Below are 20667 nucleotides of genomic sequence, written 5' to 3'. Positions count from 1 at the left end.
GGCGAAGCCCCTTCGGGGCGGGCTCCCACGGCCCACCCCGTGACCGGGTAACGGGTGGGCGGGCTAGACGCCGAGGGCTGAGGGGAGGCTGAGCTCCTGGAGGAAGAGGGCCTCCGTGGTGGCGACCCGCCGGAGCTCCTCCAGGTCTACACGCTCGTTCGGCGCGTGGATCGCCGCCTCCTCGTCCTCCGCCCCGAACAGCAGGATCTCGGCCGCGGGGAACTGCCGGAGCAGCGTGTTGACCAGCGGGATCGAGCCGCCGGCGCCGACGTCGCGCGGCGGGCGGCCGAAGGCGCGCTCCATGGCGCGGTTGAGGGCGGCGCGGGCCTTGCCGCCCGAGTCGGCCTGGTAGCCGGAGCCGACCGTGAAGTCGCCGAACGCCACCTGCACGCCCCACGGCGCCACCTGGCGTAGGAACTCCACGACCGCGTTGACCGTCGTCTTGGGGTCGCCGGCCGGGGGGACGCGGACGGTGACGCGGGCGCGGGCCGTGGGCTGGACCGCGTTGACCGCGCCCGACACCGTGGGCACGTCCAGGCCCGTGACGGTGATGGCGAAGGAGGACCACAGCCGGTCGGCGAGGGAGCCGGAGCCGACCAGCGACACCCCGTCGAGCACGCCGGCCGTCCGCCTGAACTCCTCCTCCGACGGGCCCTGGCCGAGGAACGAGCCGCGGGGCAGGCCGGGGACGCGGATGTCGCCGTTGTCGTCGTGCAGCGAGGTCAGCATGCGCATGAGCGCGGCCAGCGCGTCGGGGGCGGCGCCGCCGAAGGAGCCGCTGTGCAGGGCCTCCTTCAGGGTGCGCACCTCGATGGTGAAGGCGGCCATGCCGCGCAGCGACGTGGTGACGGACGGGTCGCCGACGCGCGGGTTGCCCGTGTCGGCCACGACGATGGCGTCGGCGCGCAGCAGGTCGGGGTTGCGCTCGACGAACGCCTCCAGCCGGTCGCCGGCGTACTCCTCCTGGCCCTCGATGATGACCTTGATGCCCACGGGGAACCGGCCCTGGAAGGTGCGCAGGGCGGTGACGTGGGAGATGATGCCGGACTTGTCGTCGGCGGTGCCGCGCCCGTAGAGGCGGCCGTCGATGAGCGTCGGCTCGAACGGCGGCGTCCGCCACGTGGCCGGGTCCCCCGCCGGCTGCACGTCGTAGTGCGCGTACAGGAGCACCGTGGGCATGCCGGGAGGCGCTGGGGCCTCGCCGAAGACGGCCGGGAAGCTGCCCTCGACGGCCACCTGCTGCACGCGCGGCAGGCCGGTGGAGCGCAGCAGCTCCTCGGTCATGGCGGCGGCGGCGAACACGGGCTCTTCCGGGTGCCCGGGGAAGGCCACGGAGGGGATGGCGGCGAGCCGCTTCAGCTCCTCGACGGCCTGTGGCATCGCGGCAGCGACGGCGCTCTCGATCTGGTCTGGAGTCACGGAGGGTCCCCCGGGGTCGTTCTTCACCTATTCACAGCGATTCGTCCATTGGATCACAACCGGCCCTGTGCTGCGGAAACGAGATGATGGGGCGGCCTTGACCCGCGCGCTAATCTACCTGCGGATTTCGTTGTTGTTACATACCGCTTCTGCGGATCCCGATTTTCTTGCATAGTGCTGCGACCGATTCGCTTGGCAAACCCGCAGGTGAAGCGTCAGACTGTGGCTAGTTCAGACACGAGGGAAGATAACCATGACGCAGCCGGAACACGACGTCCTCAAGGCCGCGCAGGACAACCTGTGGTTGCACTTCACCAGGCACAGCGCGTACCAGCAGTCCGAGATCCCGACCATCGTGCGCGGTGAGGGGTCCTACGTCTACGACATCCACGGCAAGCGCTACCTCGACGGTCTGGCCGGCCTGTTCGTGGTCCAGGTGGGCCACGGGCGGCACGAGCTGGCCGAGGCCGCCGCCAAGCAGGCGCAGGAGCTGGCGTTCTTCCCGCTGTGGTCCTACGCCCACCCGAAGGCGGCCGAGCTGGCCCAGCGCCTGGCCGCCCACACTCCCGGCGAGCTGAACCGCGTCTTCTTCACCACGGGCGGCGGTGAGGCGGTCGAGACCGCCTGGAAGCTGGCCAAGCAGTACTACAAGCTCGTCGGCAAGCCGCTCAAGCACAAGGTCATCAGCCGCCAGATCGCCTACCACGGCACCCCGCAGGGCGCCCTGTCGATCACCGGCATCCCGGCGTTCAAGCAGATGTTCGAGCCGCTGGTGCCGGGCTCGGTCCGGGTGCCCAACACCAACCACTACCGCGCCGACGAGATCACCGGCGTGAGCGGCATGACGCCCGAGGAGTACGGCTTCTGGGCCGCCGAGCGGGTGGCCCGCGCCATCGAGATGGAGGGCCCCGACACGGTGGCCGCCGTCTTCGCCGAGCCGGTCCAGAACGCGGGCGGCTGCTTCCCGCCGCCCCCCGGCTACTTCCAGCGGCTGCGCGAGATCTGCGACGAGTACGACGTCCTGCTCGTCTCCGACGAGGTCATCTGCGCCTTCGGCCGGCTGGGCACCATGTTCGGCGGCCAGAAGTTCGACTACGTGCCGGACATCATCACCTGCGCCAAGGGTATGACCAGCGGTTACTCGCCGATCGGAGCGATGATCGCGCACGAGCGGCTGTTCGAGCCGTTCAAGGGGGGCGACACGATGTTCGCCCACGGTTACACGTTCGGCGGCCACCCCGTCTCCGCCGCCGTGGCGCTGGCCAACCTCGACATCTTCGAGCGCGAGGACCTGCTCGGCCACGTGACGGCGAACGAGCCGCGCTTCAGGCAGACCCTCGACGACCTGCGCGACCTGCCGATCGTCGGCGACGTGCGGGGCTCCGGCTACTTCTGGGGCATCGAACTGGTCAAGGACAAGGCCACCAAGGAGACGTTCTCAGCCGACGAGTCCGAGCGGCTGCTGCGCGGCTTCCTGTCGAAGGCGCTGTTCGACGCCGGCCTCTACTGCCGCGCGGACGACCGCGGCGACCCCGTCATCCAGCTCGCCCCACCGCTGATCGCCGGGCAGAAGGAGTTCGACGAGATCGGAGAGATCCTCCGCGGCGTGCTCACCGAAGCCTGGGCTCAGCTCTGACACCCCTCAATCCGGTACGACGGAGTGCCGGTTCCCGAAAGGATCCACCGCCATGAAGATCGGCGTTCCAGCCGAGGTCAAGAACCACGAGTATCGCGTCGCCGTCACCCCGGCAGGCGTGCACGAGCTGGTGCGCAACGGGCACGACGTCACCGTACAGCGGGGCGCGGGCCTGGGCTCGCAGATCACGGACGAGGAGTACCTCGCGGCCGGCGCCAAGATCATCGACAGTGCCGACGCCGTCTGGGCCGAGGCCGACATGGTGCTCAAGGTGAAGGAGCCGATCGCCGAGGAGTACCACCGGCTGCGCGAGGGGCTGGTGCTGTTCACGTACCTGCACCTGGCCGCCTCCCGGCCCTGCACCGACGCGCTGCTCGGCGCCAGGACCACCGCCATCGCGTACGAGACCGTGCAGGTGGGCCACGCGCTGCCGCTGCTCGCCCCGATGTCCGAGGTGGCCGGCCGCCTGGCGCCGCAGGTGGGCGCCTACAACCTGATGCGCTTCAACGGCGGCCGGGGCGTCCTGCCCGGCGGCGTGCCTGGCGTGGCCCCGGCGAAGGTGGTCGTGATCGGCGGCGGCGTCTCCGGGCTGAACGCGGCGCAGATCGCCGTCGGCATGGGCGCCGACGTCACCGTCCTCGACACCAACATCGACCGCCTGCGCTCCATCGACGCCGTCTACCAGGGGCGGCTCAAGACGCTGGTGTCCACCGCGTACGCGATCGAGCAGGAGGTCCTGAGGGCCGACCTGGTGATCGGCGCGGTGCTGATCCCCGGCGCCAAGGCTCCGACGCTGGTCTCCAACGACCTGGTCGCGCGCATGAAGCCGGGCTCCGTGCTCGTCGACATCGCCATCGACCAGGGCGGCTGCTTCGAGGACTCGCGCCCGACCACGCACGCCGAGCCGACGTACAAGGTGCACGAGTCGGTCTTCTACTGCGTGGCGAACATGCCGGGCTCCGTGGCCAACACCTCCACCTACGCCCTGACCAACGCGACCCTCCCGTACGCGGTGAAGCTGGCCAACCTGGGCTGGCGGGACGCGGTCAAGTCCGACGCCGGCCTGGCGGGCGGGCTCAACACGCACGGCGGCAAGCTCACGAACGAGCCGGTCGCCGAGGCGCTCGGCCTGCCGTACACGCCGGTGACCGAGGTGGTGTGATGGGGTGAGGGGGCGCGGCCCGGTCGTGCCCCCATGACCCGAGGAGGAGCGATGACGCTCGGCATCAGCCAGGTCACCGTCTACGTCGAGGACCAGCAGCGCGCGGTGGACTTCTGGAGCCGCAAGATGGGCTTCGAGATCGTGCGCGACATGCCGTACGGCGAGCACCGCTGGATCGAGGTGCAGCCGCCCGCCGGGGGCACCCGCCTGGTCGTCGCCAAGGCCGGCCCCGACTGGCCGGCGCTGGTCAAGGACATGCCGAACTACGTCATGTTCCACGCCGACGACATCGTCAAGACGCACCAGGAGCTGGCCGCCCGCGGCGTCGAGTTCACGCAGCCGCCCAGCCGGCAGCCGTGGGGGTGGTCGGCCGTCTTCACCGACGACGACGGTCACCTGTTCCACCTGGGGCAGCGCTAGTCAGCGGATGCCGAGCCGCCAGCGCAGGTCGCGGGCCGTCACCAGCACGTGCTGGAGCTCGCCGGGGCTCGGCCAGGGCGCGCTGCCAGGCCGCACCAGCGCCCCGCGTACCGACGCCAGGTGCTCGACCGCGCTGGCGTGCGCCCCGCTCCGCTCCACCAGCCACGCCAGCACGTCCGAATGGTCGTGCAGCGGCCTGGTCATCAGGTCCCACGTGGACAGCACCTCGGCCAGGTCCGCCACCTCCAGCTCGGCCCCGTCCCTGCGCCGGGTGGCCGCCGCGGCCAGCTCGGCGCGGGCGGTCAGCTCCGGCTCGGCGGGGCGGGCCCAGGAGGAGGGCGGCGGCGGGTCGGCCAGCCACTCCTGCGCCTCCCCGTGCTCCCCTGCCACCGACAGCAGCCCGCCCAGCTCGACGGCGGCCCGGTGGTGCCCGGCCCGCGCCGCCTGCCTGAACCAGTGCCGGCCACCCGCCAGGTCGCCGAACTCGGCGATGAGCAGCAGCCCGTAGTTGAAGGCCGACTCGGCGTCGCCGCCGGCCGCCGCCCGCCCGAACCAGTGGCTGGCCGCCGCGGTGTCGTCCAGCTCCACGCAGACGAACCCGGCCATCCGCTGGTCGTAGGCCCGGCCGGCGTTCGCGGCCTGCTCGAACCAGGCCCGCGCGGCCCGCAGGTCGCCCCTGGACAGCGCCACGCCGCCGAGCCGCGAGGCGGCGCCGGGATGCTCGCTCCTGGCCGCCAGCCGGTAGTACGCCTCGGCGCCCTCCGGGTCGCGGCCGGCGTGCAGGTAGAGGCCCAGGCAGTACGCGGAGTCGGCGTGCCCGCCCCTGGCCGCGCACTCCCACCAGTGCACGGCCTCGGCGCCCTGGCCCGCGCAGTACGCCAGGAACCCCAGGTCGTGCGCGGAGGCCGCGTCACCGCCCTCGGCCGCCCTGCGATGCCACTCGCGGGCCACGCCCAGCTCGCCCGCGTCCTCGCACATCAGCGCCAGCCGGCGGGCGGCCGTCCTGGACCCGGCCGTGGCCGCGCTCTCGAACCACACCCTGGCCGCCCCGACGTCGCCGCGCTGCTCCAGCAGCAGCAGGGCCAGGTTCGTGGCGGCCTCGGCGTCGCCGGTGCTGGCGGCGGCCTCGTACCAGGTGACGGCGTCCTCCAGGCTGCCGTGTTTCTCGTGCCAGATGCCCAGGTTGTAGGCGCTGTCCACGCTGCCGCCCGCGGCGGCGCGCTCCCACCAGTGGCGGGCGGCCGCGCGGTCGCCGTGCTGGGCGAAGAGCTTGCCGAGCCGGTGCGCGGCCTGGGCGTCGCCCGCCAGCGCCGCGGCCATCAGCTCGGGCTCGTCTCCCACTCGCGGCGCCGGTACGGACGGCAGCCCCACCTCTCCTTGCCAGGACATGGCGACAGACTGGCACGTGATCGCCCGATCGCGAACAGTAATCGCCGAAGCCTCTACGAGAAGTGGATGAGACCTGAGTACATGCCCATGCCGCAGACGTAGCGCAGCGAGCCCGCCGGCTGCGGCGGCAGCCGTACGGTGGCGGGGAGCGCGACGTCGCGCCCGCCGATCGAGACGGTGTCGGTGCACCCCCGGTCCACCAGCTCGAAGACCACCTCGACGGGCACTCCGGCCCTGGCCGTCACGATGGCGGGCCGGTAGCCGTCGCGGGTGGCCCACACGGTGACCGTCGCCGCTCCCGGCCCCGACGCGGCGGGCGCCTCGGCCTGGGCGAGCCAGCCGCCGAGGCTGACGCCGGCCCCGGCGGTCCAGAGCCCGGCACCCACGGCCACGATCGCGGCCCACCGGGCCAGCCGGGTCCGGGAGACGCGCCGCAGCACGTACCCGAGCAGCGCGAACGCGGGCGCGGTGCCGAGCACGAACCCCGCCATGGCGGCCGCGCCCGCCAGCGGCGAGCCGCTGGAGACGGCGACCATCTCGACGCCGAGCGTCACGCCGCAGGGCACCAGGATGGTGGCCGCGCCCAGCAGCGGCGCCCTGAACCGGGACGGGGCCGGCGGTCCGGGCGCCGAGCAGCCCGGACGGCGCATGAGCCGGAGAGCGAAGCCGACGACCGTGACCCCGGCCACGACCAGCAGCACCGCCCTGGCCTGCGGCGGCAGGCTGACGGCCGAGCCGAGCAGCCCGAGCAGCGCCCCAGCCGCGGTGTAGGAGGCCAGCCGGCCCGCCAGGAACCAGCCGACCAGCGCCGGATCGCGCCGCCCGCGGCCGTCGGCCCTGTTGCCGGCCCTGTTGTCGGCAAGGCCGATCAGCAGCCCGCCCTGCGCCGCCGTGCACGTGGCGGTCCCCGCGAGCAGCCCGGCGGCCACCCCGCCGGCCAGCAGGGTGAGGGTCTGCACGGTCAGCGGGCGAGCGCCAGGTCGTCGAGCGTGCCGCTCTTGGCGGCCTCGACGATGGAGCCGAGCTGGTCGAGGCTCATCTCGACGCGCTGCCCGAAGTCGTCCACGATGACGACCTGGCGCTCGGCGGGAGCCGTCTCGTCGACGAACAGCTCGGGGCATCCGCAACTGCACTGGCCGCAGAACTTGGCGATGGACCGCATCCTCGTCCTCACTCTCACTCGGGCCGGTTACTCGCAAGGTAACGCGACCCCTTGGGTGCGGCCAGTGACAGTTGTCGCACTGATAGTGACGTTTAGGACGAGCCGCCCCTGAGCACAGACAACCTTTCGAAGTACTCGTCATCGGTCATCTCGCCGCGAGCGTAGCGCTCGGCGAGGATCTGCTCGGCGGACGCGGTCGGCGAGGCGGGCGCGGTCGGCGAGGCGGGCGCGGCGGCGGACGCGGCGTGCGCCCGGCGCGGCCCCCACCAGCCCCTCCGCCAGCTCACCACGGCCAGTGCGATGAAGCCGGCCCAGAGCAGGGCCCAGGCGATCGGGAAGATCGGGGATATGCCGCCGGCGGCGCCCCAGTGCGGGCCCGCCATGATCAGAGTGTTCATGTCTCCTCCTTGACGTGTGCCTCCAGGGTCGCCGGAGGAGCCGCGCGGCGAATCGGACGGCGGGCCCTGCTCGCGCTGCGCCCGGGGGAGTGCTTCGGGCGGGCCCGCCGTACGACGGCGGGGGTAGGGCGCCGGCGCGTCGCCGTCAGGCCAGGCAGAACTCGTTGCCCTCCGGGTCGATCAGCACGACCCAGTCGTCGTGCGTCTCCAGCAGCTCGGCCCCCAGGTCCACCAGCCGGTCGATCTCCGAGTCGAGGTCGTCGGCCCGGAGGTCGAGATGCAGCCGGTTCTTGACGATCTTGCGTTCCGGCACCCGCTGGAACCACAGCCGCACGGGGCCGCCCTCGACGAGCACGGTCGGGTCGTCCTCCGGGCCCTCGACGCCCAGCTCGCGCAGGCGGGCCAGCTCGCCCTCGTCGTACGGCGCCACGGCGTACCCGTCGAGCGCCGCCGCCCAGAACCGGGCCAGCGAGGCCGGGTGCCGGCAGTCGACCACCACGTCACGCAGCCGGGCCATCGGGCTTCCTCGCCTCGATCAGGAACCGGGCGGAGTGCGCCACGAACGGCCCCTCCGTCTCGATCCGCTCGTGCAGCGAGCGCAGCTCGTCAGGGAAACGCTCGACCGAGAACCCGGGCACGATCCAGATCACCTTCCGCAGGAAGTAGATCACCGCGCCGATGTCGCGGAACTCCATCCGCAACCGCGCGGACCGCAGATCCACGACCTCCAGCCCGGCCGCCTCGGCCTCGGCCCTGGCGCGCGCGGGGTCGCGGTGACCGCCCTCGTGCGGCCCGAGGAAGTACTCCGACAGCTCGTACCCGCTCCACGGGCCGACCTGCTGCGAGAAGTAGGAGCCGCCGGGCCGCAGCACGCGGGCGATCTCCGCCCACCACGTCCGCACGGGATGGCGGCTGCTCACCAGGTCGAAGGCCGCGCCGGCGAACGGCAGGCGCGGCTCCTCGTCGTCGTGCACCACCCGGGCGCCGCGCGGGCGCAGCCGGGAGGCGGCCAGCCGCAGGTTGGGCGGCCACGACTCGGTGGCCACGGTCACCGGCGGCAGCGTGGGCAGGCCGGCGAGGAGCTCGCCGCCGCCGGTCTGGATGTCGAGGGCGGCCCGCGCCCGGGCCATGCGCTCGCCCAGGAGCCGGGAGTAACCCCAGGACGGCCGCTCCTCGCCGGCCCGGCCGTCGAGCCAGGAGAAGTCCCAGCCGGCGACGGAAACGGTGGCGGCCTCGCGGACCAGGTCGTCGTAGGTGCGCCGCATCCTCCGACCTTGTCAGCGGCCGGGCCCGCAGATCAACCACATTCGGTCAGGCGATGCGGTGGCGCACGGCCGCGCGGTCGATGCCGAGCTGGTCGATGAGCTGCGCGACGGGGTCGGGCCGCTTCTGCGCCAGCAGGTTGAGCACCAGGTGCCGGGGCGCCTCCGCGTCACGCGTCTTCATCTTCGTGGCCTTGACGGCGTCGTTGAGCACGGCCCTGGCGCTGGAGGTCAGCGCGGTGCCGGGCACTGCCGGATGCTTGCGCGGCGTGCCGGGCAGCTCGCCCACCTCCAGCCCGAGCATGCGCAGCGCGGCCCGGTCGAGCTCCTCCAACGCCGCGCGGGCCGCGGCCAGGTCGACGCCGAGCGCCCGTGCCGACTCGCCGTGGTGCAGGAGGCCGAGCAGCATGTGCTCGGTGCCCAGCCGCCGGTCGCCGCGCAGCCTGGCCTCCTCGAAGGCGGCCTTGATGATCACCGCCACCGGGCTCTTCTGCCTGCCGAACATCGTCAGCCCTCATTTCCCGTATTTGGCGTGCACCGACTGCCGTGACATGCCGAGCGCGTCGCCGATCTGCTCCCAGGTCCAGCCCTGCTCCCTGGCCAGCGCCACGGACACCGCCTCGACCTGCTCGGCGAGCCGGTGCAGCGCCCCGACCGCGCGCAGCCCCATCGCGGGGTCGCCGGCGCGGATCCTCTCGGTGAGCTCTGAAACGTCCACGTTGTCAGGCTAGCTTGACAGCTCGATTTTTGTCAATCTAGCCTGACAGGCATGGAAGATGTGCTGATCGTGGGGGCGGGCCCCGTCGGGCTGATGCTCGCGTGCGAGCTGAGCCTGGCCGGCGTGCGCCCCGTCGTGCTGGAGAAGAGGGCCGAGCCGGGCGAGCTGCCCAAGGCCAACGGACTGGGCGGGCAGATCGTGGACCTGCTCGACCACCGGGGGCTGCTGGAGCGCTTCAGCGAGGGCAGCCCGTTCTCGGGCCGGGCCGCGGGCTTCCCGTTCGCCGGGGTGCCGCTGAGCTTCGAGGGCATCGACGACATGCCGCTGCGGCTGCTGCTCATCCAGCAGCCCCGGCTGGAGCGGCTGCTGGCCGAGCGGGCCCGCGAGCTCGGCGTCGAGATCAGGCGCGGCTGCGAGGTCACCTCGCTGGCGCAGGACGAGGAAGGGGTGACGCTCGTCGCCGGGGACGCCCGGGTGCGCGCCCGGTACGCCGTCGGCTGCGACGGCGCGCGCAGCCGCGTACGCGAGTGGGCCGGGATCGGCTTCCCCGGCACCACGGACGAGGAGGGGCTGGTGATCGGCCACTTCAGGGCCGACATCAAGGTCTTCGACAGCCTGGAGTCGGACGGCCTCCAGCCGGGCTGGAACCGCACGCCGCACGGCCGCGTGCTGCTCACCTCGCTGCAGGACGGCGTGCTCGTCGCCGGCGTGCGCGAGCCGGCCGCGCTGCCGGACGGCCCCGTCACCCTGGACGACTTCCGCGCCGCCGTGCGCCGCGTGCTGGGCAGGGACGTCCCGCTCGGCGAGCCGATCTGGCTGTCGAGCACGGTCGCCCAGGCCCGGCTGGCCGAGCGGTACCGGGCCGGGCGGGTGTTCGTGGCGGGGGACGCCGCTCACCTGTTCCCGGCGGGCGGCTCGGCGCTCAACGTGGGCATGACGGACGCGGTCAACCTCGCCTGGAAGCTGGCCGCCGTCCTTCAGGGGCGCGTGCCGGAGGGGCTGCTCGGCACGTACGAGGCCGAGCGCCGCCCGATCGGGGCCCGCACGCTCATGCAGACGCGCGCGCAGGCCGCGATCGACCGGGTGGAGGGCGAGGACGGGCGGGCGCTGCGCGAGCTGCTCGGCGAGGTGTTCGCCTTCCGGGAGCCGGCGCGGCACCTGGCCGGGCTGCTGCAGGACGCCGGCCTCGCGTACGGGCCGCCCGCGCGCCCCTTGACCGGCGCGGAGGGGTCGCCCGAGAGCCCGGTGACCGGCGCGGGCGGGTCGCCGGAGCACCCGCTGGTCGGCCGGTTCGTGCCCGATCTGGAGCTGGCCGGCGGCGTCCGGGTGGCCGGGCTGATGCGCGCGGCCAGGCCCGTGCTGCTCGACCTCGGCGGCGGCGCGCGGGTCGCCGGCGACTGGATCGACGTGGTGCGCGCCCGCTGCGACGACCCGCCCGCCGACGCGCTGCTGATCCGCCCCGACGGCTACGTGGCCTGGGCGGGCGCCGACGGGCTGGCCGAGGCCGCCGAGGAGTGGTTCGGCGCGGGCCTCACAACCAGCCGGGCTTGACCAGGCCCGACTCGTAGGCGATGACGACGAGCTGGGCGCGGTCGCGGGCGTGCAGCTTCATCATGGCCCGGCTCACGTGCGTCTTCGCCGTCGCCGGGGACATGAACAGCTTGGCCGCGATCTCGTCGTTCGTCATCCCGGTGCCGACCAGGGCGAGCACCTCGCGCTCGCGCTCGGTGAGCTGGTCTAGGCCGTCGGCGGCGACCGGCTCCTTGGCGCGGGAGGCGTACTCGGCGATCAGCCGGCGGGTCACGCTGGGCGACAGCAGCGCCTCACCGGCCGCCACCACCCGCACCGCCTGGATCAGCTCGGCCGGTTCGGTGTCCTTGACCAGGAAGCCGCTGGCGCCGCCGCGCAGCGCCTCGAAGACGTACTCGTCCAGCTCGAACGTCGTCAGGATGATGATGTGCGGCCCCGGCGGCATCTGGCGGGTGGCGGTGAGGCCGTCGGTGCCCGGCATGCGGATGTCCATGAGGACGACGTCCGGCTGGTGCTCGCCCGCCAGCCGGACGGCCTGCGCGCCGTCGGACGCCTCGGCCACCACGGTCATGTCCGGCTGGGCGTCGAGCAGCGCCTTGAAGCCCGCGCGGACCAGCGCCTGGTCGTCCGCCAGCAGAACCTTGATCATGACGTCTCCTCGGGTAGGGGCAGCCGGGCCTCGACCTCGAAGCCGGTGCCGGAAGGCCCGGCGACCAGCGTGCCGCCAAGCGCGGAAGCCCGCTCGCGCATGCCGGGGATGCCGTTGCCGCTGCCCGACTCGGACAGCGCGCCGGGGGTGCCGGCTCCGGAGTCGCTGATCCGCAGGGTCAGCTCCCGCTCGCCGTACTCCAGGCGCACGCTCACCGCCGCCCCGGGCGCGTGCCTGGCGGCGTTCGTGAGCGACTCCTGGACGATCCGGTACGCCGCCCGCTCCACCTGCGGGGGCAGCGGCCGGGAGCCGGCGCGTCTGAGCGTGACGTCCACCCCGCAGCGCTCGATCAGCTCGTCGAGCCGGTCGAGCCCGGCCGTGGGGGAGCGGGGCGCACCCTCGCGCAGCACGTTCAGCACCGAGCGCATCTCGCCGAGCACCTCCTTGGAGGCCGTCTTGATCGTGGCCAGGGCGGTCCTGGCCTGCTCGGGATTGGCGTCGATGAGGTGCAGCGCGGTCGAGGCCTGCACGTGGATGAGCGAGATGTTGTGCGCCAGCACGTCGTGCAGCTCCTGCGCCATCGTCAGCCGCTCCTCGCTGGCCTGCCGCCTGGCCTCCTCCTCGGCGGTGCGCTCCCGCTCGGCCCTGCGCTCCCTGACGGTCCTGACCAGCTCGGCCACGACCATGAGCAACATGATGGAGGTCAGGATCCACACGCTGTGGAACAGGTCGCGGTTGCCCACCATCCACGCGTAGGTGAGGAACGACAGCAGCGTCATCCCGGCCATCACCCACGCCATCAGCCTCCTGCCGCGCAGCACCAGGAGCACCAGCAGGACGCCGGGGCTGATGAAGGTGGGGCCGTAGGCGTACCCGCCGATCAGGAACAGGTCGCAGGCGGCCAGCGCGGCGGCGGTCGTGAGCAGCGGGAAGCGGCGGTGCAGCAGCACCGCGAGCGGGCCGACCAGCAGCAGCGTGTACGCGTAGGGGTCGAGCGGCTCCCGATCCAGCCGCTGCCCCCAGGAGGCGCCCTTGGCGATCACCATCTGGGCGACCGCCACGATCAGGGCGAGATAGGGGTCGAACCCGTACTTCCTGCGCACGTCACCCACGCTAGATCACCCCTCCTGACCAGCGCATCATCCCTATGTGTGAGGAGGCCCTACCACGCGGGGCGTACCTGGGTCATGGTGGGACCATGCGCCGTGCGATCATTCCCGCAGCAGCAGTTCTCGTCCTGCTCGTGCCCGCGCCCGCCGCGCTCGCACAGCAGGCTCATACACAGCAGGCTCATCGACAGAAGGTCCCCGTCGCCGAAGGGTACGGTGGCGCGGTCGCCACCGTCGACCTCGACGCCAGCAAGGCCGCCATCTCCGTGCTGAAGAGGGGCGGCAACGCCATGGACGCCGCCGTCGCGGCGGGCGCGGTGCTGGGCGTCACGGAGCCGTACTCCGCCGGCCTGGCCGGCGGCGGCTTCATGGTCTACTACGACGCCAGGCAGCGCAAGGTGTTCACGATCGACGGCCGCGAGACCGCCCCGCGCGCCATGACCTCCACGTCGCTGGAGGGCGTGCCGTTCGAGGAGGGCGTCACCAGCGGCCTGTCGGCGGGCGTGCCGGGCACGGTCGCGAACTGGGACCTGGCCCTGCGCAGGTTCGGCACGATCTCCCTCAGGCAGGCGCTCCAGCCGGCGATCGAGGTGGCGTCCAAGGGCTTCGTCGTGGACCAGACGTTCTACGACCAGACCGCCGCCAACGCCGGCCGCTTCAAGGACATCGCCTCCACCGCCGAGCTCTACCTCCCCAACGGCGCCCCGCCGCCCGTCGGCTCGGTCTTCAGGAACCCCGAGCTCGCCGACACCTACCGCGAGCTGGGCAGACGTGGCCCTGGCTGGCTGTACGGCGGCCGCCTCGGCCAGGAGATCGTGAGCACGGTCAAGAACCCGCCGGTCACCCCCGGCAGCACCCGCAACGTCCGGCCGGGCCTGATGGAGCTGTCGGACCTGCGGGATTACCGCGCCATCCTGCGCGAGCCCACCAAGGTCTCCTACAAGGGCATGGACGTGTACGGCATGGCCCCGCCCTCCTCCGGCGGCTCCACGGTCGGCGAGGCGCTGAACATCCTGGAGGCGCTGCCGCAGGCCGGCCTGCACGAGTACCTGGAGGCGTCCAGGCTGGCCTTCGCCGACCGCGGCAGGTACGTCGGCGACATCCCCGGCGTGCCGCTGCGCGAGCTGCTGTCCGACGGGTTCGCCAAGGAGCGGGCCTGCCTGGTCGGCGGCACCGCCATGCCCCATCCGGCCGCGCCGGGCGAGCCCGACGGCCAGTACGAGGGCTGCGCCCCGCCCACCGGCGCCGCCACCCCGGTCGCCCAGGAGGGCCCCGAGACCACGCACCTGGTGGTGGCCGACCGCTGGGGCAACGTGATCGCCTACAACCTGACCATCGAGTCCACCGGCGGCAACGGCATCGTGGTGCCGGGCCGCGGCGTGCTGCTCAACAACGAGCTGACCGACTTCACCTTCGGCCCCGCCCCCGGCGACCCGAACCTGCCGGGCCCCGGCAAGCGGCCGCGCTCGTCGATGGCGCCGACGCTGGTGTTCGACCACGGCAGGCCGGTGCTGGCGGCCGGCTCGCCCGGCGGCTCCACGATCATCACGACCGTGCTGCAGATCCTGCTCAACCGGTACGAGTTCGGCATGAGCCTGCCCGACGCGCTCGCCGCGCCGCGCGCCACCCAGCGCAACACCGCGCAGACGCAGGCCGAGCAGGCGTTCCTGGACCGGCACCGCGCCGAGCTGGAGGCCAGGGGGCACAGCTTCGCGCTGAACCCGGAGATCGGGGCCGCCACGGCGCTGGAGTTCCTGAGCCGGAACCGGATCCAGGCCGTGGCCGAGCCGTCCCGGCGCGGCGGCGGCAGCGCGATGGTGGTCTCGCCTAGTAGATGAGCTCGTAGGCGCCGGGCTTCACCTTCCGGGTACGCGCCCAGTACTCGAAGGTGAAGCCCGGCCAGATCGTCCGGTTCACGCCGTGCTCGTCCAGGTACCAGGAGCTGCAGCCGCCCGCGTTCCAGACGAGGGGGTCGAGCCGGGCCCGCAGCCGGTCGTTGAACGCCCGCTGCGCCTGCGGCCGCACGTCCACGGCCCTGGCCTGGGTGCGGGAGAGCAGGCGCAGGCACTCGACGACGTAGCGCGCCTGCGACTCGATCATGAAGACGACCGAGTTGTGGCCGAGCCCGGTGTTGGGGCCGAGAAGGAAGAACAGGTTGGGGAAGCCGGAGGTGGCGATGCCGAGGTAGGCCTCGATGCCGTCGCGCCAGGCCTCCTGGAGCTTCAGGCCGTCCCTGCCGACGATGTGCTGCTCGGTGAGCGCGTCGGTCACCTTGAAGCCGGTGCCGTAGACGATCGCGTCGGCCTCGTGCTCGGTGCCTGCCACGAGGGAGCGCTCGCGGATCTCGGTGATCCGGTCGGTGACGAGTGAGACGTTCTCCCTGGTGAGGGCCGGGTAGTAGTCGCTGGAGATGAGGATGCGCTTGCAGCCGATGAGGTAGTCGGGGGTGAGCGCGCGGCGCAGCTCCGGGTCGGCCACCTGGGCGCGCAGGTGCCGCAGCGCGAGCTGCTCGTGGGCCTTCATCAGGCGGGGGTCCACGGCGAAGCCGAGTGCCCTGGTCTCCAGGGCCCAGTAGACGCCGGCGCGCAGGGTCCTGGCCGCGCCGGGCAGGCGCAGGAGCCGCCGGGCGGCGGGGGGAAAGGCGAAGTCCGGTTTGGGGTGCAGCCAGGGGGCCGTGCGCTGGAAGACGGTGACGTGGCGGGCGGTGCGGGCGAGCTGGGGGACGAACTGGACGGCGGAGGCGCCGGTGCCGACGACGGCCACGCGCTTGCCGGTCAGGTCCACCGAATGGTCCCAGTCGGCGGAGTGGAAGGCAGGGCCGGCGAACGACTCGCGCCCCGCTATCTCCGGAAATTTCGGGATGTGGAGGGCGCCGATGGCGGAGACCACCGCCTTGGGGCGGAGGGTGTCGCCGTCCTCCGTGGTGACCGTCCAGGACCTGGCGGCGTCGTCGTACTCCATCGAGACGACGTGCTTGCCGTACCGGAGGTGGGGGGTGACGCCGTACCCGGCGGCGCAGGCCCGCAGGTACGCCTGGATCTCCTCCTGCGGCGAGAACATCCGCGACCAGTCCGGGTTCAGCTCGAACGAGTACGAGTACATGTGGGACGGCACGTCGCACGCGCAGCCGGGATAGGTGTTGTCACGCCAGGTGCCGCCCAGCTCCCCGGCCTTCTCCAGGATGACGAAGTCGTGGTAGCCGGCCTGTTTGAGCTTGACGGCCATGCAGATCCCGGCGAATCCGGACCCGACGATCACGATCCCTGGCTCACCCACGAGCTCCTCCCAGGCTTATTGGACGATTAGTCCAATGTAGCTCCTCCCGGGAACGACGAAAACCCGCCACGGCCTCCGCGGCGGGTGAAGCAGCCGGCTGTCTTACCGGAGCAGCAGGAAGGCGGCGACGCCGATGATCACGATGGCGGCCACGACCGCGATGATGGGCACGAGGGGCGACTTCTTCGGCTTGGCCGAGGCCTCCTGCTCGCGCGCGTTGGCGAACGCGCGGAAGGCCTGGGTGTTGCCCGCCGGGTCGATGTGCTGGTCAGACATGGGCAGCAGCCTAGCGTGCGCGCCTGCGACGTTTGCGTCTTTTGGTGGGATCCATAGTCATGGGCTGATTAGGGGACCACTCCACCTGCCGGATAGCTTTGAGTCATGCTCAGGACCCTGTTCTCGCCGCGCCTCATGGGGCTGCACCTGCTCACGATCGGGGTCCTCGTGGCGTTCATCCTGCTCGGCCGCTGGCAGCTCGGCGTCTTCCAGGATTCGGGCAAGCCGCGTGTCTCCACCGACCCCGAGCCCGTCGCGGTCGCCACGCTCGCCAGGCCGGGCGCCCAGCTGAGCGGCGAGTTCGTGGGCCGCAGGGTCACGGCCGAGGGCGTCTACGAGGCCGATCGCCAGCTCCTGGTCGCCGACCGGCGGGCCGACGTCGACGCCCCCGGCGGCAACGTCTCGCGCGACCACGGCTACTGGGTGCTCACGCCGATCAGGCTCGACGACGGCACGCTCATCCCGGTCGTGCGCGGCTGGGCGGCCGAGGCCGGCGACCCTGGCGTCGCGGCCGTGCCGCAGGGCCGGGTCACGGTGTCCGGGCGGCTGCGGCCGCAGCAGGGCACCGACAGCGTGCAGCGGCGCGCGGAGGGCCTGCCCGCCGGGCAGGTGCAGACGGTGTCCACGGGCGAGCTGGTCAACCTGTGGACCGGGCAGCAGGTCCGCACCGGCTACCTCGTCGCGCAGCCGGCCTCGGGCTCGTTGACGCAGGTCAAGGTGCCCGCGCCGGTGGTCGGGGGCACGCTGACGTGGCGTAACCTGGCATACGCCGCCAACTGGTGGATCTTCGCTGGATTCGCCGTCTTCATGTGGTTCCACTTCGTGCGCGACGCCGTGCGAAGCGACCGGGACCGCGGCAAGTCGTCCCCTGAGATGGTTCTGGAAGGTTAACGGTGGAATCGGCTCTCAAGCCCTTCCGGGCGCTCGCGTACGTGGTCGGGGTCATGCTGCTCGTGCTCTGCGTGGGCATGGTGCTGAGGTACGGCTTCGGTGAGCCGTCCCTGTCGCAGACGATCGCCCCCATCCACGGCGGGCTCTACATGATCTATCTGATCGCGGTCATGAACCTGGGCATGAAGGCACGCTGGTCGTGGCCGTACATGGCGGGCATCATGCTGGGCGGCACGGTGCCGTTCCTGTCCTTCTACGTGGAGAGAAGGGTGACCCAGCGCGTGCAGGCCGCGCTGGCCGCGGCGGAGGCCTGAGGCCCCCGCCGCGAAGCGGCAGGGCCCGGTGGCCGGCTCAGTGGCCGATGCCGCGCCTGCGGGCCCGCTTGAGCCGCTCACGCTGCGACGGGTCGAGCATCAGGTAACCGACCACCGGAGCGGCGATCACGCCGAGGACGACCAGCAGGGTGACCCAACCGGGAAAGATGATCCACGAGAGCAGGACCGCGACGCCTGCGCCAATCGCGTACTTCTGTATTGGCGACATCCTCAACATCCTCCGAACGCGGAGCGCGCGCCCCGCCTCTCCCACATTGTGCGTCGCCTGTCCAACGTGTGAACCCGCCACGAGGTTCCAGGTCGCGATGTATCGCAATTGTTGTGCGGGCCGTCAAGCCCTCCCGGTGGCGACCGCGAGCAGCTCCCGGCGCAGCTCGTCCATGGTGGGGCGGTGCGCGGGATCGCCCGACAGCAGCCTGAAGAGCACGGGGGCCAGCGCTCCCGCCCTGGTCAGCGGCGCGCCCGGCGCGGGCGGGGAGCCCTCCACGGCGGTGAAGAGCGTGGCGCCGAGCGACCACAGATCCGCGGCCCGCGTCGCGGCGCCCTCCGGGGCCGTGTAGGCCGGGAGCGTTCCCGACCTCAGCAGCGGCGTCAGCCGGGCCCTCCCGGAATCGTCGACGAGCACGTTCCCCGGCTGCACCCCGCCGTGGAAGGCGCCGCACGCCACCAGCCGGTCGAGCACGGCCAGCCCGATCGCGGCCACCCGCGCGGGCGGCAGCGGGCCCGACGCCTCGACCACCGCGTCCAGCGGCCGGTCCACGGCCAGCCGGTCGAGCGTCTCGCGCACCACCTCCACCGGCGGCGGCCCCGCCGGATGCAGCATCGCCCTGATCAGCGACCTGAACGGGTCGGCCCCCGCCGCCGGCACCTGACCCGGCGGCCGGCCTTCGACGGCGAAGTGCATCGTGGCGGCCAGCGACCACAGGTCGGCCGAGGGCAGCATGCTGAGACTCGGGGCGCCGAATCCGGCCAGCACCGCCCGCCCGGTCGCGGTGAGCAGCACGTTCCCCGGATCGACCCGGCCGTGCACGATGCCCGCCCCGTGCGCGGCGGTCAGCGCCGACAGGACGCAGACGCCGGCCCTGGCCGCCTGCGCGACCGGCAGCGGGCGGCGCGAGCGCACGGCCTGCTCCAGCGACACCCCCGAGACGAACTCCATGACCAGCCACGGCACGCCGCCCTCGATCAGCACGTCGAGCACGCGCACGACCGACGGGTGCCGCAGCCCCGTGGCCCTGCGCGCCTCGAACAGCGCGGACTCGCGCAGCTCCGGCGGCACCCGCAGCTCCCTGACCGCGACGTCACGGTGCTCCGCCTCGTCGAAGGCCAGGCGCACGGACCCGGCGCCCAGCGGGTTCAGCAGCCGGTAGCGGCCGCTCAGCTTCCTGCTCTCACCCATGGGACACGCACGCCGACATCATGCCGAGCCGCCCGCCAGCCAGCTCTCGTGCGCCTCGTGCACCTTGCGCCAGAGCTTGTCCTTCTCACCGTCGCTCACGTCGTCGAGCGGCAGCAGGAAGACGTCCGCCAGCGCCGCGTAGTAGTCGCGCGCCGTGCCCAGCGTGACCGAGTGCGCGCCCCTGCCCAGGCGCGTCAGGGCCAGCCCGCGCAGGCTGTCCACGCCGTACGCGTCGCGCCGCTGCACCGTCGCCACCCGCACGAACCCCGACGTGGGGGACGTGGTCAGCTCCACATGCTTGTCGGCGAACGACGACATCCCCACCGGTTCCAGGCCGAAGTCCATGCCTTCGAACGATCCACTCGGATCATGGTCGAACCGCCACCCGCCGGGCGCGACCTCCGACGGCCGCAGCGCGTACACGAAGGGGCCCTGCCGGTACGTGCCCGCGACCAGCGGCAGCGGCTCGTGCAGCGCGTCGCCGAGCCCCAGGTCCACCAGCCACTCGCCGCCCGGGTTGGCGTCCGAGGGCAGGCCGCGCACGGTGAGCACCAGGTGGTTGCCCGAGACGCCGGGCTCCGCGCCACGGGGCTGCACGCCGCCGCGGTGCCGGGTCACGTCGTAGCCGAGGGCCAGGGCGAGCGCGGAGAAGGCGCCGTTCAGGTGGTAGCAGTAGCCGCCGCGGCCCCCGATGATGCGCTCGGCGGACTCGAGGGGATCGACGGTCGTGGCGCGGCCGAGCCAGATCTCCAGCGCCTCGTACGAGACCCTCTCGACGTGCGCGGCGTGCAGCGCACGCAACGTCTCGGCGCTGATGGGGGCGGTGAGCAGGCCGGGCAGGCCGAGCCGGCGGAGGTATGCGGCGGTGTTCACGGGCCAAGTCTGCACGGTATGTGCACGAATTTGGGAGTGTCGTCTGCACGGCGCGCTTCTAGGCTTCGTACGTGGCAGAGCAGCGACGCATCCTCGTGGTCGAGGACGACGTGACGATCGCGCTGGCCGTGCGCAACCGCCTGGCGGCCGAAGGCTTCGACGTCAGGGTGGCGGGCGACGGGCAGGACGCGCTCGTCCAGTACGGCAACGCGGAACCGGACCTGGTGATCCTCGACCGACTGTTGCCCGGGCTCGACGGCCTGGAGGTGTGCCGCAGGATGCAGGCCGCCAGGCCGGTGCCCGTGCTCATGCTGACCGCGCTCGGCGACGAGACGGACGTGCTCGTCGGGCTCGGCGTCGGGGCCGACGACTACCTCGCCAAGCCGTTCAGCATGCGCGAGCTGGTCGCCAGGATTCACGCGCTGCTGCGGCGGGTGGAGCGGGCGGCCCAGCTCGCCGCCGAGGACACCGTGATCAGGGTCGGCGAGGTCGAGATCGACACCGCCGCCCGCCGCGTGTTCGTGCGGGGGGCCGAGGCGCAGCTCACCAGGACCGAGTTCGACCTGCTGCGCCGCCTGGCCGAGCGGCCCGGGCAGGTCTTCGAGCGCGACCGCCTGCTGTCCGACGTCTGGGGCTTCTCCGAGGCGGCGGCCACCAGGACCGTGGACAGCCACGTCCGGGCACTGCGCCGCAAGCTGGGCTCCGACGTCGTACGCACCGTGCACGGCGTCGGCTACGCCCTCGTACGGCGATAGGGGCGCGA

Annotated in this window: 24 protein-coding genes; 8 read left to right on the top strand and 16 right to left on the bottom strand. The window is 72.7% G+C overall.

Annotation, left to right across the window (positions count from 1 at the left end):
* Positions 1-63 precede the first annotated feature (63 nt).
* Positions 64-1419, bottom strand: coding sequence for a dipeptidase (locus tag HD597_RS43130; RefSeq protein WP_253751344.1), 1356 nt, complete (start codon positions 1417-1419; stop codon positions 64-66).
* A 253-nt stretch (positions 1420-1672) separates the two neighbouring features.
* Between HD597_RS43130 and HD597_RS43125 the strand changes: the two genes are divergently transcribed.
* The 3 genes from HD597_RS43125 to HD597_RS43115 are packed head-to-tail and all read left to right on the top strand — an operon-like array spanning position 1673 to position 4637.
* On the top strand, positions 1673-3055 hold the full coding sequence (locus HD597_RS43125) for an aspartate aminotransferase family protein (protein ID WP_253751340.1): 1383 nt from the start codon (positions 1673-1675) through the stop codon (positions 3053-3055).
* A gap of 52 nt (positions 3056-3107) precedes the next feature.
* A complete protein-coding gene (ald, locus tag HD597_RS43120) occupies positions 3108-4217 on the top strand; it encodes an alanine dehydrogenase (protein ID WP_253751321.1) in 1110 nt (369 codons plus the stop codon).
* 51 nt (positions 4218-4268) lie between these two features.
* Entirely contained in the window at positions 4269-4637 is a 369-nt protein-coding gene (locus HD597_RS43115) for a VOC family protein (RefSeq protein WP_253751318.1), read from the top strand.
* Here the strand turns inward: HD597_RS43115 and HD597_RS43110 are convergent, their stop codons facing one another.
* The 8 genes from HD597_RS43110 to HD597_RS43075 form a co-directional block, all read right to left on the bottom strand.
* Positions 4638-6026, bottom strand: coding sequence for a tetratricopeptide repeat protein (locus HD597_RS43110; protein WP_253751315.1), 1389 nt, complete (start codon positions 6024-6026; stop codon positions 4638-4640). It abuts the gene before it with no gap.
* A 53-nt stretch (positions 6027-6079) separates the two neighbouring features.
* Entirely contained in the window at positions 6080-6985 is a 906-nt protein-coding gene (locus HD597_RS43105) for an urease accessory protein UreH domain-containing protein (protein WP_253751312.1), read from the bottom strand.
* Between the two features lie 2 nt (positions 6986-6987).
* Positions 6988-7188, bottom strand: a complete 201-nt coding sequence (locus HD597_RS43100; protein ID WP_253751310.1) for a hypothetical protein — start codon at positions 7186-7188, stop codon at positions 6988-6990.
* Between the two features lie 92 nt (positions 7189-7280).
* Positions 7281-7586: an SHOCT domain-containing protein gene (locus HD597_RS43095; protein WP_253751307.1), complete on the bottom strand. Its 306-nt coding sequence runs from the start codon at positions 7584-7586 to the stop codon at positions 7281-7283.
* A 145-nt stretch (positions 7587-7731) separates the two neighbouring features.
* Entirely contained in the window at positions 7732-8103 is a 372-nt protein-coding gene (locus HD597_RS43090) for a VOC family protein (RefSeq protein WP_253751304.1), read from the bottom strand.
* The gene (locus tag HD597_RS43085) at positions 8087-8851 is read right to left on the bottom strand and encodes a class I SAM-dependent methyltransferase (protein ID WP_253751301.1); all 765 of its coding nucleotides are present in this window, start codon (positions 8849-8851) and stop codon (positions 8087-8089) included. Before HD597_RS43085 ends, HD597_RS43090 begins: the two co-directional genes overlap by 17 nt.
* 46 nt (positions 8852-8897) lie before the next feature.
* Positions 8898-9353: a Clp protease N-terminal domain-containing protein gene (locus tag HD597_RS43080; protein ID WP_253751297.1), complete on the bottom strand. Its 456-nt coding sequence runs from the start codon at positions 9351-9353 to the stop codon at positions 8898-8900.
* Between the two features lie 9 nt (positions 9354-9362).
* Positions 9363-9566 carry a hypothetical protein gene (locus tag HD597_RS43075; RefSeq protein ID WP_372513524.1) on the bottom strand — a complete coding sequence of 68 codons (204 nt, stop codon included), beginning with the start codon at positions 9564-9566 and terminating at the stop codon, positions 9363-9365.
* 51 nt (positions 9567-9617) lie between these two features.
* On the opposite strand from HD597_RS43075, the gene HD597_RS43070 reads away from it, so the two are divergent.
* The gene (locus tag HD597_RS43070) at positions 9618-11117 is read left to right on the top strand and encodes an FAD-dependent oxidoreductase (RefSeq protein ID WP_253751294.1); all 1500 of its coding nucleotides are present in this window, start codon (positions 9618-9620) and stop codon (positions 11115-11117) included.
* Here the strand turns inward: HD597_RS43070 and HD597_RS43065 are convergent.
* Both HD597_RS43065 and HD597_RS43060 read right to left on the bottom strand, forming a co-directional pair.
* Positions 11098-11745, bottom strand: coding sequence for a response regulator (locus tag HD597_RS43065; protein WP_185109860.1), 648 nt, complete (start codon positions 11743-11745; stop codon positions 11098-11100). The two genes, HD597_RS43070 and HD597_RS43065, sit on opposite strands and share 20 nt — an antisense overlap.
* Complete coding sequence (locus HD597_RS43060; RefSeq protein WP_253751291.1) at positions 11742-12848, bottom strand: sensor histidine kinase; 1107 nt, start codon at positions 12846-12848, stop codon at positions 11742-11744. The genes HD597_RS43065 and HD597_RS43060 overlap by 4 nt, the downstream gene beginning before the upstream one ends.
* 95 nt (positions 12849-12943) lie before the next feature.
* On the opposite strand from HD597_RS43060, the gene HD597_RS43055 reads away from it, so the two are divergent.
* Positions 12944-14692 (top strand): gamma-glutamyltransferase family protein, encoded by a 1749-nt coding sequence (locus tag HD597_RS43055; RefSeq protein WP_253751288.1) that lies wholly within the window; start codon positions 12944-12946, stop codon positions 14690-14692.
* On the opposite strand, the gene HD597_RS43050 is transcribed toward HD597_RS43055, so the two are convergent.
* Both HD597_RS43050 and HD597_RS43045 read right to left on the bottom strand, forming a co-directional pair.
* Positions 14682-16130, bottom strand: coding sequence for a flavin-containing monooxygenase (locus HD597_RS43050; RefSeq protein WP_253751285.1), 1449 nt, complete (start codon positions 16128-16130; stop codon positions 14682-14684). The two genes, HD597_RS43055 and HD597_RS43050, sit on opposite strands and share 11 nt — an antisense overlap.
* Before the next feature lie 102 nt (positions 16131-16232).
* Positions 16233-16406 (bottom strand): hypothetical protein, encoded by a 174-nt coding sequence (locus HD597_RS43045; protein ID WP_253751282.1) that lies wholly within the window; start codon positions 16404-16406, stop codon positions 16233-16235.
* Positions 16407-16511: 105 nt separating this feature from the next.
* On the opposite strand from HD597_RS43045, the gene HD597_RS43040 reads away from it, so the two are divergent.
* Complete coding sequence (locus HD597_RS43040; protein WP_253751280.1) at positions 16512-17297, top strand: SURF1 family protein; 786 nt, start codon at positions 16512-16514, stop codon at positions 17295-17297.
* 2 nt (positions 17298-17299) lie between these two features.
* On the top strand, positions 17300-17611 hold the full coding sequence (locus HD597_RS43035; protein ID WP_225271828.1) for a DUF3817 domain-containing protein: 312 nt from the start codon (positions 17300-17302) through the stop codon (positions 17609-17611).
* A 37-nt stretch (positions 17612-17648) separates the two neighbouring features.
* Here the strand turns inward: HD597_RS43035 and HD597_RS43030 are convergent, their stop codons facing one another.
* The 3 genes from HD597_RS43030 to HD597_RS43020 form a co-directional block, all read right to left on the bottom strand.
* On the bottom strand, positions 17649-17840 hold the full coding sequence (locus HD597_RS43030) for a tail-anchor membrane protein (RefSeq protein ID WP_253751277.1): 192 nt from the start codon (positions 17838-17840) through the stop codon (positions 17649-17651).
* Positions 17841-17963: 123 nt separating this feature from the next.
* Positions 17964-19031, bottom strand: a complete 1068-nt coding sequence (locus tag HD597_RS43025; protein WP_253751273.1) for a protein kinase domain-containing protein — start codon at positions 19029-19031, stop codon at positions 17964-17966.
* A gap of 18 nt (positions 19032-19049) precedes the next feature.
* On the bottom strand, positions 19050-19904 hold the full coding sequence (locus HD597_RS43020; protein ID WP_253751271.1) for an arylamine N-acetyltransferase family protein: 855 nt from the start codon (positions 19902-19904) through the stop codon (positions 19050-19052).
* Positions 19905-19975: 71 nt separating this feature from the next.
* Here HD597_RS43020 and HD597_RS66195 point away from each other — a divergent pair, with 71 nt between their 5' ends.
* Positions 19976-20659, top strand: coding sequence for a response regulator transcription factor (locus tag HD597_RS66195; RefSeq protein WP_168008205.1), 684 nt, complete (start codon positions 19976-19978; stop codon positions 20657-20659).
* Positions 20660-20667: the final 8 nt, after the last annotated feature.

Origin of the sequence: Nonomuraea thailandensis (assembly GCF_024172165.1) — a bacterium.
Lineage (GTDB): Bacteria > Actinomycetota > Actinomycetes > Streptosporangiales > Streptosporangiaceae > Nonomuraea > Nonomuraea thailandensis.
This window is presented reverse-complemented; position numbering and strand designations above follow the sequence as displayed.